Annotated in this window: 20 protein-coding genes; all 20 read left to right on the top strand. The window is 38.7% G+C overall.

Going from position 1 to position 11925, the window contains the following annotated elements; all coding sequences use genetic code 11:
- Positions 1-97: 97 nt before the first annotated feature.
- Entirely contained in the window at positions 98-556 is a 459-nt protein-coding gene (locus tag M0Q17_RS08375; RefSeq protein ID WP_295085854.1) for a hypothetical protein, read from the top strand.
- A 10-nt stretch (positions 557-566) separates the two neighbouring features.
- Entirely contained in the window at positions 567-1010 is a 444-nt protein-coding gene (locus tag M0Q17_RS08380) for a hypothetical protein (RefSeq protein ID WP_295085857.1), read from the top strand.
- Between the two features lie 139 nt (positions 1011-1149).
- Entirely contained in the window at positions 1150-1500 is a 351-nt protein-coding gene (locus M0Q17_RS08385; RefSeq protein ID WP_295085860.1) for a hypothetical protein, read from the top strand.
- A gap of 128 nt (positions 1501-1628) precedes the next feature.
- On the top strand, positions 1629-2546 hold the full coding sequence (locus tag M0Q17_RS08390; RefSeq protein ID WP_295085863.1) for a hypothetical protein: 918 nt from the start codon (positions 1629-1631) through the stop codon (positions 2544-2546).
- Positions 2547-3158, top strand: coding sequence for a phage baseplate protein (locus M0Q17_RS08395; protein WP_295085866.1), 612 nt, complete (start codon positions 2547-2549; stop codon positions 3156-3158).
- Positions 3155-3463, top strand: a complete 309-nt coding sequence (locus M0Q17_RS08400; protein ID WP_295085869.1) for a hypothetical protein — start codon at positions 3155-3157, stop codon at positions 3461-3463. The genes M0Q17_RS08395 and M0Q17_RS08400 overlap by 4 nt, the downstream gene beginning before the upstream one ends.
- 28 nt (positions 3464-3491) lie before the next feature.
- Positions 3492-4340 (top strand): hypothetical protein, encoded by an 849-nt coding sequence (locus M0Q17_RS08405; protein ID WP_295085872.1) that lies wholly within the window; start codon positions 3492-3494, stop codon positions 4338-4340.
- Entirely contained in the window at positions 4337-4969 is a 633-nt protein-coding gene (locus tag M0Q17_RS08410; protein WP_295085874.1) for a hypothetical protein, read from the top strand. Before M0Q17_RS08405 ends, M0Q17_RS08410 begins: the two co-directional genes overlap by 4 nt.
- Before the next feature lie 185 nt (positions 4970-5154).
- On the top strand, positions 5155-5313 hold the full coding sequence (locus tag M0Q17_RS08415) for a hypothetical protein (RefSeq protein ID WP_295085877.1): 159 nt from the start codon (positions 5155-5157) through the stop codon (positions 5311-5313).
- The gene (locus M0Q17_RS08420; protein WP_295085880.1) at positions 5310-6452 is read left to right on the top strand and encodes a baseplate J/gp47 family protein; all 1143 of its coding nucleotides are present in this window, start codon (positions 5310-5312) and stop codon (positions 6450-6452) included. The genes M0Q17_RS08415 and M0Q17_RS08420 overlap by 4 nt, the downstream gene beginning before the upstream one ends.
- Positions 6452-7312, top strand: coding sequence for a hypothetical protein (locus tag M0Q17_RS08425; protein ID WP_295085883.1), 861 nt, complete (start codon positions 6452-6454; stop codon positions 7310-7312). Before M0Q17_RS08420 ends, M0Q17_RS08425 begins: the two co-directional genes overlap by 1 nt.
- Positions 7313-7651, top strand: coding sequence for a hypothetical protein (locus M0Q17_RS08430; protein ID WP_295085889.1), 339 nt, complete (start codon positions 7313-7315; stop codon positions 7649-7651).
- Complete coding sequence (locus tag M0Q17_RS08435; RefSeq protein WP_295085892.1) at positions 7648-8136, top strand: hypothetical protein; 489 nt, start codon at positions 7648-7650, stop codon at positions 8134-8136. The genes M0Q17_RS08430 and M0Q17_RS08435 overlap by 4 nt, the downstream gene beginning before the upstream one ends.
- 31 nt (positions 8137-8167) lie before the next feature.
- Positions 8168-9376: a hypothetical protein gene (locus tag M0Q17_RS08440; protein ID WP_295085895.1), complete on the top strand. Its 1209-nt coding sequence runs from the start codon at positions 8168-8170 to the stop codon at positions 9374-9376.
- Between the two features lie 11 nt (positions 9377-9387).
- The gene (locus tag M0Q17_RS08445) at positions 9388-9546 is read left to right on the top strand and encodes a hypothetical protein (protein ID WP_295085897.1); all 159 of its coding nucleotides are present in this window, start codon (positions 9388-9390) and stop codon (positions 9544-9546) included.
- The gene (locus tag M0Q17_RS08450; protein ID WP_295085899.1) at positions 9543-9824 is read left to right on the top strand and encodes a hypothetical protein; all 282 of its coding nucleotides are present in this window, start codon (positions 9543-9545) and stop codon (positions 9822-9824) included. Before M0Q17_RS08445 ends, M0Q17_RS08450 begins: the two co-directional genes overlap by 4 nt.
- A 2-nt stretch (positions 9825-9826) precedes the next feature.
- A complete protein-coding gene (locus tag M0Q17_RS08455) occupies positions 9827-10141 on the top strand; it encodes a hypothetical protein (protein WP_295085901.1) in 315 nt (104 codons plus the stop codon).
- 309 nt (positions 10142-10450) lie between these two features.
- On the top strand, positions 10451-10645 hold the full coding sequence (locus M0Q17_RS08460; protein ID WP_295085903.1) for a hypothetical protein: 195 nt from the start codon (positions 10451-10453) through the stop codon (positions 10643-10645).
- A 193-nt stretch (positions 10646-10838) separates the two neighbouring features.
- Positions 10839-11564 (top strand): Rad52/Rad22 family DNA repair protein, encoded by a 726-nt coding sequence (locus tag M0Q17_RS08465; RefSeq protein ID WP_295085905.1) that lies wholly within the window; start codon positions 10839-10841, stop codon positions 11562-11564.
- A partial coding sequence (locus M0Q17_RS08470; RefSeq protein WP_295085906.1) for a hypothetical protein occupies positions 11561-11925 on the top strand: 365 nt, incomplete at its 3' end. The genes M0Q17_RS08465 and M0Q17_RS08470, both read left to right, overlap by 4 nt.

Consider the following 11925-nt stretch of genomic DNA (forward strand, 5'->3'; position numbering starts at 1 on the left):
CAGAGATGGCTTGACGGTGTTGAAGGTACTGCAACACTTGCAGGAGCGATTAATAAGATTCGTATTTCATACAGCTTGACAATATAAGGAGGATTAAATGGCAACAAGAACGCTTGACCCTAAATCTTATGTGTTGCTTGTAGGCGACCAGAGAATTAGCGGTATCAATTCAGTGAGCGTAAGTTTTCCGAATGATGAGGTCACGATCGTTGAACACCTTGACGGTTCGGTAACCTTTGCAGAAGCAACCGTGCCTGATAAGTTTGAGCTTACTGTTTCGGTAGGTTCAGCACACGCAGGAAATAACATTCTTACAGCGGTTAAGAAGTCTAAGACTTACGCACCTATCACTTTTACTAACCTTAGAGGAATGACAGCCCTTGCCTGTTTGAAAGCAAGGGTAATACTTGTAAGTTTCGGACAGCCCGAAAGCGGTGCAGACACACCGACCGAATGGAAGATCATAGGCGTAGCAGATGAAGTAATTGCAGGCGGTGAAGTAGATTTTGAGATTAACCTTGAGGCACTTTTCCCACCGATAACCCCAGTATTTTAAGGAGTAACTTATGAATATAGGAAGCGTGACCGTAAAATGGTATAAAATACCGTTGATACAGTTGACCAAGTATTTCACATCATATCAGGGTTTTCAGATGAAAATGATGAAAGGAATGGATTTAAACAGCTTGAGCGGTGAAGGGCTTGACAAGGATATTCCCGTTGACAAGTTGATTGACTTAGCATCAAAAGCGTTTGAAATAACCCAAGAGCCGTTTTATGACGGGATGAAAAAACTCTTTTTTGATAACTGTATGATTGAAGGATTCGGTCACGCTTCCGACCCTGTTGTTATGGAACAAATGCTTGAGAAGGAAGGACTTAGTTTTGAGTTTATCCTTTTTCAAGAGGGGGTTAAGTATTTTTTGGGGGAGTCTTTAAAAAAAGTTGGAGAACAAGGAAAATTACTCCAACAGGGCAGGGATATACAGACACAGAAGCCAACACAATAAATTGGCTGTTCTGGTTACCTATTGTGAGGAACTATGCGAGCTTTAGCGATGTCAACTCAATGGACTTATCGGAGTTACTTGAACTGCACGAAGCAATTGGATATATGGACGACTGCCAAGCTTTCGAAATGAGGAAAAAATGAAGATAAGAGATTTTCTAATCGGTGTAGGGGCTCAGGTAGACAGGAGCAGTTTTAATCAAGCAGAGAACGCCACAAAGAACTTGAAAAACGGACTGTATGCCATAACAGGAGCATTAGGAGCTTTAGCAGGTGCAGGATATATCGTTAAAAGATTTGTCGATGATGTTGCAAAGGTAGGTGACGAAACAAACAAGACCGCCCGTAATTTAGGTGCTAACGCAGAAGCTTTTCAGGAATGGCGTTATGTTGCGGGTCTTGCAGGTGTGCAGGCGGGTGACTTCAATAACGCTATAAATTTTTACAAAGAGGTATCGCAGAGGCTGGCGAAGGCACGGGAACAGCTTTAAAAGGTTTTGAAAGGTTAGGCATATCCGTTAAAAAAAGCGATGGAACACTTAAAAGCTATGACGATGTCTTAAAAGAAGTAGCCGAAAATCTGCCTAAACTTAATGAAGCTGAAAGAGTTGCGACAAGTATGGATTTGTTTAGCAGGTCAGGTCTTAAAATGATCGATGTGCTTATGCAGGGCAACACCGAGATTGCCAAACTAAGGCAGAGGGCTCAGGATTTAGGCATTGTAATGTCAGTTGATATGATGAACGCTATGGAAGAGTATAACGACCGAATGGATGACATAGGACTTGTAACATTCGGACTTAAAACACAGATTGCAAATGTTCTGATACCTTCAATGACAAAACTTGCTGTGACAATCATAAACAATTTAGCCCCTGCAATTAAGTGGCTTAAAGAAAATTCAGAACAGCTTAAAAGCACATTACAATTTGTGGGTAAAGCTTTTATGTGGGTTGCAGGTGCTACCGCTTTATGGGGACTTGGTGCTTTAACAACTGGTATTATAGGGCTTACTGCTAAACTTACGCTTTTAGGGTGGGCAGGTATAGGGGCTTTTGCAAAGATGCTCGTTCTGCCGTTGCTTGTAGGTGCAGGAATACTTGTTTTAACAGTTTTAGTTGTCGAATTATGGAACGCCTTGACTACTGATAAAAAGACGATTTTCGGATATATGATTGATGACCTTAAAAGCATAAACGAATACTGGAAATCAGAGTTTGACCCTATGATAGATAAACTTCGTGACATTCTGGGAACAAGACGTTTTGCAGATTATATGGAAGCTATGCAGAAAGTTCCCACAGTCCAAGAGTCGTATGCAAGAGCAAAAGCAAGTATGGCAACCATAGCCGAGATACCTACAGTTAATTATGCAACAGTAGTCGGTTTTGATAAATTTGCTTCGCCTATGCCTTCAAACACAAAAACAATATCAATAGGTTCTATAACAATAACTGACCCAGTAGATGTTGACAAAATGAAGAGCTTTTTTGTTGATGATTTCAGAGCTTTTACAAATTCAATGGAAGGTAACTAAATGGCTGTTTTAGTAGTAAACCCGAAATATAAACCTTACTGGATTAAATTTGATGCTTTTGCTTTACAGGGCTTGACAATGGAAAGCCATAACTCTACATCTACAATATTTCAACACCCTATTGACTACGGCAAACAGGGGCTTAGTGACGAAGTTATGAATAACCCTGCAACCTATTCGGCAAGTATGTTTATTGCAGACACGCCACAGAGTTACGGTGAACAGTTTAGAAACTGGGGCAGATTCTTAAGCGGTGAACAGGGTGAAAGGTTATCCGAGAGCGTTTATAATATCCTTAAAAAGCTTAGGGGCGTTTTGGTGGATGTTGAAGAAACTTATACAGGAACGCTAAAAAGTATGATGATAAATGAAGTATCTGCAACCCGTGAACTGCAAAAAGGTTTGAGAATAACCCTTAATATGCAAGAAGTATTTTTTGCAGAATCGACTAAAACAGAAGAATACCGTTCCGACCCTTCAACCGATGTAGGCAAGAAAACAACAGCTAAAGCAAACAAGAACAAGCCTACTGAAAAACAAGCTACTACCACAGAAGCGGAAAGCGTAAATGAAACCTTTTTAGGCGGTGTATATAGACGGAGAGGATTATGAGAAAATTAACAATGCCCAAAAATACACCTTATTTTACAACCCGTTTAACAATAGGTGATGAGAATTTTTCCGCTGTGTTCAGATGGAACACCAAAGCCGAGCGTTGGGCTTGGAGTCTAACCGATTCAGATAATAATGAACTGTTTAAAGGTGCTTTTGTTGCCGTTGGTGTGAGATATGCCAGATTATTTGTAGGATTCCCAGAAAATACTGAGGTTGTTTTTATCGGTGATGAAAAAGACGATACTTTTGAAAATCTTTATATGGTGATAAGTGATGATGCGGGAACGGAATTTACGAGTTAAACTGATTAGCTTTCCCGATACAGAGGAAATGCTTTTTAGTCTTAATAATGCCGTAGTTTACGAAATATATAAAGATTTTGCAATTGACTTTTCCGTTAAAAGATCAAACGGCATAGACCCTGACACAGCCGATATAACTATCTGGAATATGGAAGCACCTGACATATACAGCGGTAACAATTCACAAGCTGAAATATATGTAGGTTACGGTGATTCGGAAACCCTGCTTTATAAAGGAGATATTACAGGTATGCGACATATCAAACAGGGTGCTGATAGAGGTATTTACATAACCTGCGGTGATACGATAACGGCAGGACTTGCACAGGTATCTAAAGGATATGCAGAAAATGTAGATTACCGTAATATGATAAATGATATTTTTGATTCATTTACAAGGGCGGGCGGTGAAGTTGTAGCAGGTATGAAAGACAAAATTTATGATGTTATACAGGGTAAAAAAACCGTGTCAAGCGTGGTTTTAGATACTGCTAAAAAATCACTTGCAGATATACTTTCAAAAACCGATAAAAAACCCCTATTCCAGAACAATCAATTGTATGTAGTTGACCGCATAACTGGAGCGATAGATGACTTTACTGTAATACTCGATAGTTCAAACGGACTTGTAGGCACTCCAGAAAGGGGATTTGCTTTTGAAGAGATCGAAGAAAAAAAGACTGTAAACGGCAAAGAAGTAGTTAATAAAAAACTTGTTAAAACTGAATATTTATCCTTTACCTGTTTAATCATCCCCGATATAATTGTCGGGCGTAGAGTGAGAATAGGTGAGCTTGGCGACTTTGTAGTGCAGAGCGTGACAGTAAAAGGCTCGACAAAAGGCAATGACTGGTTAATGACCTGTGAGGCAAAATGACAATAGGCAAGGAACTTGAACGGATTTTTGATAAACTCAAAAGCCAGATAAAAGTAGCCATCCCCTGCGAGGTTATTAAATATGACCACACTAAACAGTCTGTAGAAGTAAAAACAGAAAACGGTAAAATAATTCCCAACATCCCCATATTTCAAATGACTAATAACGGGGTTAGCGGTTTATTTGTGCCTGTGTCAAAAGGGTGTTATGGTGCTTTACTTTCCTTTGATGAAGATTTATCGGCATATCTTAACAATGCAAAGTCAAGCTATACAACCAGAAAACACGATATTAGCGATTCTTATTTCATAGCAGGGTTCACGCCTAAAGGCAGTAGATTAACGCTTGCAGACGGCAAATGCGGGCTTAAAAATGATAATATGAGCGTTGTCTTGCACGCTGACGGTAAAATAGAGATAAACGGCAATACAGAGGATTTTATAAAATTGATAAACGAATTAGGCAATATTTTAAAAAGTGTAATAATTTCTTTATCAACCACGACCGTAACGGTTGCAGGTGCTCCCGTGCCTTTAAGCTCTCAAGCTGATTTTGCTGAGCTTGTTAACCCCTTAGTGGCAGGAAACATTTTAACGCTATTGTCAAAAATGGGAGATTTTGAAGGATGAACTTAAAAACTAATGCAGACGGTGAATTGATATTTACTAACGGGACTTTTGAGCTTGTTAGAAATAGAGAGTCAATAGCACAAAATATAAGGTCTAATATCAGAACTTGGAAAGGTGAATATTTCCTTAATAACCTTTTAGGCGTTGACTATATCAGAGGATTCCAGAAAGGTCAGGATGCTTTTATGAGAATATCCATTAAACAGGCAATTCTTGAAACGGTCGGAGTAGTAGATATAAGCGAGTTTGAATATGAGTTATCCGCAGATAGAACTTTAACTATAAGTTGTAATGTGCAGACACTTGAGGGGACAATCCCTTATAAAGATGAGGTTATAATATGATAACAGCAAAAACTTTTCTTGAGCTTAAAAATGAGATCGCAGAGGATTTAAGAACAAATGTAGATGTCAATGTCAATTTATCACCTACTGATATTATCGGACAGCTTTTTAATATAACAAGCTACACGGCAAGCGAACTTTATGATGAACTTGAACTTGTGCAGAATAATAATACCATCCTTGCAGAAGGTGATGCTCTAGACTTGCAACTTGCACAATTAGGCAAAATAAGAGATAGAGGGTCAAGGGCAAGGATAACAGATTTCACAATAGTCTGTGACGGCTCTTGCACACTTGCCACTACTGATTATTTTCAAAACGCTGAGGGGTTGCAGTTTAGACCTGTTAAAGCAGAAACTTATGCAGTAGGCACACACCTTATTGATGTTGAAGCAGTTGAGATAGGTTCTATCGGTTCTATTTCTGATGATACGGTTGATGAAATAGTAAGCCCCGTATCAGGTCTGGCAAGCGTGACTAATTCAAGCTCAAGCAGTTTTCAAGACGGTAGAGATGTTGAAACAGACGAAGAGGCGAGAATAAGAATACAGTCAGAAAGTAACTCAAAGGAATATACTGAAAATGCTATTGCAAAAGCCGTAAAAGAAATAACAGGGGTAAATAACGCAACGGTAATTGATGATATACAAAACGCCAGATTTGAAGTTATAGTTGACCAGACCGACACATCAGCAGATGTAGATACTGCAATTTGTCAAACGATTGCTTTTGTTAAACCTGCGGGCATAAGAGCATATAGCGGAGCATCAGCCCCGAATAAAATTGAAGAAACAATCACCATAGGTAATAAATCTACTGTGAATATTGAATATTCCAGAGTTGAAGAGGTCAATATTTATACTGCTTTAACGACCGTGCCGACACTTACGGGCGACCAGAAAACAGCACTTAAAGCATATATTAAGGCGTGGGCTGATACACTCGAAGCAGGTGAAGATTTAGTCGTATATGGAACTAATTCACTATTTACAACGGTTGCAGACTGGACAGGAACAGAGTTCACCAGTTTAGCCGTAACAGTAAGCACAGACGATGTGACTTATAACACATCAAATATTGAAGCAACGGCAAGGCAGGCAATAAGAATACCAACAGCCAGAATTACGGTGAACCCATAATGAGCGAACTAAACATAGGAAAAGTAATAATCGACCAGACTAAAACAAGTCAGGTTGTAGTAAATTATGCCGATACATCAAAACCCGATACTTCGACTATTACAAGTAATAGGTCACAGATGACAGCAACGGTTGACAATATCACAACGGCTTTTAACGCATCCACAACCTATTATTATGATGAAAATGGTGGTTTATCAACAAGCAATGAAGGATATGGAATAGCGGGGTTTACTGATGCTGACGGAATCATTACAATCGCTAATGTTTTTATAAATATTTCAACCGCAAATGAGCGTCAATTTGTCAGGACATTGGAAGATGACGTCATTAACGAGTTTTGGGGCACATGTCACGAATTAGTAACCGAAATCAAAATATATGGAATAAAAGCCGACACCTCGGAGATTCTTTTGGCAACAACAACGCCTTTTTTCTCGGAAGGTGTGTGGAGATTTCAAGAAAATTTAGAATTTAGCGAAGATGATTTTAGTCAAAATGAAAATATAACCGTGAAAGCAGTCTCAGAAGAGTGGATCGTTTCAGATGATATATCCGCAATGGTTAGAGATATATCAATTCTTGTTCCAGAATCAACGGTTACAACTTCGGCTTCTTATTCTTGTATCGGTTATACTAATCTTTCCGATGTTGATACAATAACAGTAAGTGTTTATAAGAGAATTTCCGAGTATCCTCTGATTTTTGCTTGGGTTGACATAGGCACATTAACTGTTTTAAATAGGCTTGTAACAGGAGATATTGACTGCTCATCGCTTACAATAGGAAATCATTATAATTTCAAATTTGTATGTGGAACTGCTGAGTCACAGTATAGCTATATGGTTGTGGGGTCTTAAATGATAGCAATACACACAGTAAACGGCACTAAGTATTTTGGCGTATATGATAACGCTGGAACTTGGACACAGGCGAATTCAAAAAAACTTGCCACAGCCCTTGCCGTATTAGATGAGATACCCACTATCGCAGGGAGCTATGACGGCACGGTCTATGAAGATGGTGATACTTACTACGAAGCTGATTATACTTTTAATGTTACCTTTTCACCTTTAGACGAGTCAAGGGTGACAGCTGATTTTTTACCCGTTGAGTTTCAAGCTACAGGCGTAGGCGTAGCAGAGCCGACCGATTACAGCACATTAACTAATAACCGTATTTTGGGGCAGTATAAATGACATTATTTAAATTGTTAAAAGGACTGTTTATAGACTTTGCAGACCGTATGGCTGTTATCCTGCGTGATATGATGAGAATGTCAGATATTGACTTTCTTGAGGATGCCGATTTGCAGGAAATGGCTAAGAAACATAATGCACCTATTCCCACGACTGATGACATAATGTTACGCCAGATAATACGGGGTAAAATAGCAAGCACTAATTCACAGGGTAAAATCCAGAATATGGATAGTATCATAAAATTGATGTCAGATGAAGAAACGATCACAATGGAATATTATCCTTCGTGTGTTGCTTTTTACTGCGATAGAGATAAAATGCCTTATCCGAGCGTGTGTTTACCGTATCTCAGACAGGCAAAACCTGCGGGAGTTACGGTGATAGGGATAACCCTACAGGACTCTGATACATTTTATTTTAACAGTAGCATTATGCAGGATGTGGGCGATGCAGGTGATGAAATGGCTGATCTGGAGTATTAGTTTATTATTATTAAGTTGCGGAGATGAACAAATGGCTAAACCGAGTTTAAGAGGTATCTGGGCAAGAGGCGGCACAAGAGTAGATGTAACAAGTATGGCTGATACAGGATTTCAAAAGACCGCCCTTGAATATGCTAAATTAAATGGAATACTTTACCAACAGGGCGAATGGGCTGATTTTACAGACCGTGCTTTTGGTAAAACCTACTATGTAGCATGCACAAGCGGTAGTGATGCAACAGGTGACGGAACAGCAACCTATCCTTTTCAAACTGTTAAATTTGCCGTAGATAGTATCGAAGATGGTGGATATGGAACTATAATAGTAAGTGAAGCCACTAATTGCTCAATAACGGCTAATATTACTATAAGGGCAAAATCAGTAAGAATTGTAAATCTTACTAATGTTCTTGCATCAGACTTTAATTTCACAACCTATACAAACTCAGGCGAAAATGACATATACGGGTTTGATCTTTATCAGGGTGCTAATTTAATAATATGGTCAAAAAACATTAATGTTTCAGCACCCCATGACACAGGCAATGACTGGAAAGAAGGGGCAAGCTGCATTCGTGTATATGACCACCTTTCGAGTGTTACGCTGTCTGCCGTTACCGACATAACATTTTCAAACACAGCGGCAACAGGAACAGACCTGCCGTCACTTATTTATAATGCAAAAACACTTGATGTTTCTTATGGCACTATGAACGCAACAGTTATCGGAAATATGGTAACTAATAACAAGGGATACATAATTAACGCAAATGAACTTATTGCCACCTTAAACGCTTACGGTGCTATTGATAATAACGCTTATTTTATTGATGGTGGAGTCCACATAAATCAGACGCTTGCATCAGGAACAGTTGCAACAGCTATAGAAACGCTTGCTATTGCAACTCCAGATGGATTGACTATTAAAGCAACCTTACCCATAACAACAAACTCAACAACAGATGACAACATATCTAAAACCATTGCTGAATTTTTAAATGCAATCCAATATGTCAGAAACCTTAATACATCAGCACCATCAACGGACTTAGGATTTGTTTCAACTCGTAATGGAAGTGGATATATTACAAGTATGACTATTGAGGTTAAAGGTGCTTTGTCAGGGTATAACGCATCCATTCCTCTCATATATACAGGCGAGTCAGAGGGTTGGTTTATGGAAACACAGAGAGGCAGGCGTTTTGTAAATGTTACAACAAATATAAATGTAAACCTTTAAAGGAGTAAAAAATGAAAGCACTTATTAAATTTCTTATGAAGTTTCTTAACGACAAAGCCGTCCAGTCACTTTTGATTGAAACAGCCGAAGCCCTTGCTAAAAAGACCGATAACAAAACAGATGACGAGGTTGTCGCTTGGTTTAAGAAAATATGGCAGGAAAGCAAATGAATTACGGTGAACTTATACGGCTTGGTTTTGTAGCTTTAAAAGAAGCGTTTAAGTTTATTAAGGAAAACCAGTCATCCGTTAATATTGAGCAAAGGATGAACGAGTTAGAGGGTGATGTTTACGCTTTACAGGGTTATACCGAAAAACTGGTTTTACAACTAAACGATGAGAAAGCAGGTCGCCTGCGTGAAGAAGCGGACAGAATCAAAGCCGAAATGAAGGTTAGCGAATTACAGCACGAAATAGACGGACTGAATAAATATTTTAAAGGAGAGTAACAATGAAAAAGTATTTGATCGCATTAGTTTTAATGTTTTTTGTTTCCTGCAATATTGCACAATTTGCAAGTACTGTTTTTTTAAAGGACAGTAAAGGGAACAAATACGGTATAACAACCGTGTATAACGACACAGAACATAAGGTTGGTATCTCCATAGCATACGAAGATAAAAAGCTTGACTGTGAGGCTATATACGACCCAAATTTTAACATATCTGCAATGGCTTATGAAATAGATCTCGACATACTTGAGAAAACGGGTATGGCTGTAATAGGATATAAAGGTCAGAAATATTCCTGCAAAGTTTCCGTTTAATCCCTAAACGGGTTCACCATACAGACCGCCTAAACAAAATGCCGTCCCTTACTTGACAGGGGCGGTATCTTTCTTTATACTATAATTACTCCATTGTTCTTTCAAAGTTAATTTACGACACAGCCCTCCGATGTAGCCAGAACTATTAGGGGGGCATTTTTTTTATCAAGTGATTTTATCTCCTAACAATTTCAGCAACTTATCATTATTTTGTGTCTTTTTGTGTTTTTTTGTTGCTTTTTGTGTGTTTTGGGGTTATTCTTATCTTGTTGATGGTCGTTATTTTAACTTTGAGATGGAGTAAACAAAATGATAGATTCATCTGAATATTATGAGCTTTTAGAAATGTTTGAAAAAACTTTTAACTTGAAGGTTTCAGCGAGAGAAAAAGATAAAGAATTGTGGAAAAAAGGATATACTTATGCAAGCGGAGAAATCAATAAGATTTTTAAGGCGTATGAAATGGGATATAGTTACGGAAAATTTAAGGAGGCAAACAAATGAAAAACATTTTAATCATTATCGGATTACTTATTTTATCAATAGCACTTGTAAAAGGTTATGAGTGCTTTGTTTACACAATCAGGGTAATCCGTGCCAGACGGTGGAAGGCAACCAGACCGAGAGCGTGGAACAGTTTTACAGGTTATCAGAGCGAAAAGGATATGATTAACGAAACATTAGACATGAGGTAGGTATGAAAACAATTTTACAAATTGAGGCAGAATTAAAAAGACCTTTTAAAGCAGATGAGATTGAATGGAGAGTTCAATCCTGCGGTAAAAATGATGATGGGTTCTGGGCTATGGTTTTGGCATATGTTCAGAATAGAGCCATACAGGACAGACTTGATGAAGTTTTCGGAATTGACGGATGGCAGAACGCATTAAGAGAACTTCCAAACGGTGGGATGAGTTGCGGAATATCCGTAAAAATTAACGGGGAGTGGATAACCAAGTGGGATGGTGCTGATAATACTGATATTGAAACAACAAAAGGCGGTATCTCAAACGCTATGAAGCGGTCAGCTGTTCAGTGGGGTATTGGTCGTTATCTTTATAATCTTGAAGTTGTTTATGCCGTTGTTTCAGCAACAAAACAAAAAGGTTGGAATTATGCAACTACAAAGCAAAAAGACAAATTCTATTGGAAAACTCCAAGTTTACCGGAATGGGCTTTGCCAAAAGGTGAAAATAAGCCAACAGAAACAATGCAGGAAGAAAAAACGCAGCCGACCGATACCGAGACACCAAACAGGATAATAACCGACTCAGACATTAAAAAAGCCCGTGAGATTGCAGGGCTTAAACCTGAGTGGATTATTGACACCGTTAAAACCCAGTTTGCAAAAAAGTATAAAAATTTGACACAGACAGAAAAAGCTACACTTCTTAACCTTATTCAAAAGGAGCTTAACAAATGAAATGCACAGAAGACAACAGATGTATATCCAACCCCAAAAGATACGACCCCGCTAAACACGCCCGCAACACATTAAAAAAACCTGTGCAGTACTGGGAGCACGGAGATTGTCCCTATCGCAAAGATGGTAACTGTAATTCAGTTGGCAGACAGCTTGCAAGGATAGAGCGTTTAAGGGATGTTGTGCGTAAATATCGGGCTTTTCTTGAAACAACGAAGGATTGGAAAATTGTCAAGGAAAATATCAGCTTTAGAGAGCAGAACTTCATCCGGTCGATCGGTGGCGAAGTGACAAGTTTTAACAATCCTAAACTTGGTCGAACTGACTGGTATGTCAAGCTCAAAGATTGGAAATCAGGAAC

This window comes from Sulfurimonas sp. (genome assembly GCF_023229105.1).
Taxonomy (GTDB): Bacteria; Campylobacterota; Campylobacteria; order Campylobacterales; family Sulfurimonadaceae; genus Sulfurimonas.

Excerpts from the sequence above, each read along its gene's own strand:
- M0Q17_RS08375 (WP_295085854.1), top strand. The coding sequence starts at position 98 with ATGGCAACAAGAACGCTTGACCCTAAATCTTATGTGTTGCTTGTAGGC.
- M0Q17_RS08380 (WP_295085857.1), top strand. The coding sequence starts at position 567 with ATGAATATAGGAAGCGTGACCGTAAAATGGTATAAAATACCGTTGATA.
- M0Q17_RS08385 (WP_295085860.1), top strand. The coding sequence starts at position 1,150 with ATGAAGATAAGAGATTTTCTAATCGGTGTAGGGGCTCAGGTAGACAGG.
- M0Q17_RS08390 (WP_295085863.1), top strand. The coding sequence starts at position 1,629 with ATGGATTTGTTTAGCAGGTCAGGTCTTAAAATGATCGATGTGCTTATG.
- M0Q17_RS08395 (WP_295085866.1), top strand. The coding sequence starts at position 2,547 with ATGGCTGTTTTAGTAGTAAACCCGAAATATAAACCTTACTGGATTAAA.
- M0Q17_RS08400 (WP_295085869.1), top strand. The coding sequence starts at position 3,155 with ATGAGAAAATTAACAATGCCCAAAAATACACCTTATTTTACAACCCGT.
- M0Q17_RS08405 (WP_295085872.1), top strand. The coding sequence starts at position 3,492 with ATGCTTTTTAGTCTTAATAATGCCGTAGTTTACGAAATATATAAAGAT.
- M0Q17_RS08410 (WP_295085874.1), top strand. The coding sequence starts at position 4,337 with ATGACAATAGGCAAGGAACTTGAACGGATTTTTGATAAACTCAAAAGC.
- M0Q17_RS08415 (WP_295085877.1), top strand. The coding sequence starts at position 5,155 with ATGAGAATATCCATTAAACAGGCAATTCTTGAAACGGTCGGAGTAGTA.
- M0Q17_RS08420 (WP_295085880.1), top strand. The coding sequence starts at position 5,310 with ATGATAACAGCAAAAACTTTTCTTGAGCTTAAAAATGAGATCGCAGAG.
- M0Q17_RS08425 (WP_295085883.1), top strand. The coding sequence starts at position 6,452 with ATGAGCGAACTAAACATAGGAAAAGTAATAATCGACCAGACTAAAACA.
- M0Q17_RS08430 (WP_295085889.1), top strand. The coding sequence starts at position 7,313 with ATGATAGCAATACACACAGTAAACGGCACTAAGTATTTTGGCGTATAT.
- M0Q17_RS08435 (WP_295085892.1), top strand. The coding sequence starts at position 7,648 with ATGACATTATTTAAATTGTTAAAAGGACTGTTTATAGACTTTGCAGAC.
- M0Q17_RS08440 (WP_295085895.1), top strand. The coding sequence starts at position 8,168 with ATGGCTAAACCGAGTTTAAGAGGTATCTGGGCAAGAGGCGGCACAAGA.
- M0Q17_RS08445 (WP_295085897.1), top strand. The coding sequence starts at position 9,388 with ATGAAAGCACTTATTAAATTTCTTATGAAGTTTCTTAACGACAAAGCC.
- M0Q17_RS08450 (WP_295085899.1), top strand. The coding sequence starts at position 9,543 with ATGAATTACGGTGAACTTATACGGCTTGGTTTTGTAGCTTTAAAAGAA.
- M0Q17_RS08455 (WP_295085901.1), top strand. The coding sequence starts at position 9,827 with ATGAAAAAGTATTTGATCGCATTAGTTTTAATGTTTTTTGTTTCCTGC.
- M0Q17_RS08460 (WP_295085903.1), top strand. The coding sequence starts at position 10,451 with ATGATAGATTCATCTGAATATTATGAGCTTTTAGAAATGTTTGAAAAA.
- M0Q17_RS08465 (WP_295085905.1), top strand. The coding sequence starts at position 10,839 with ATGAAAACAATTTTACAAATTGAGGCAGAATTAAAAAGACCTTTTAAA.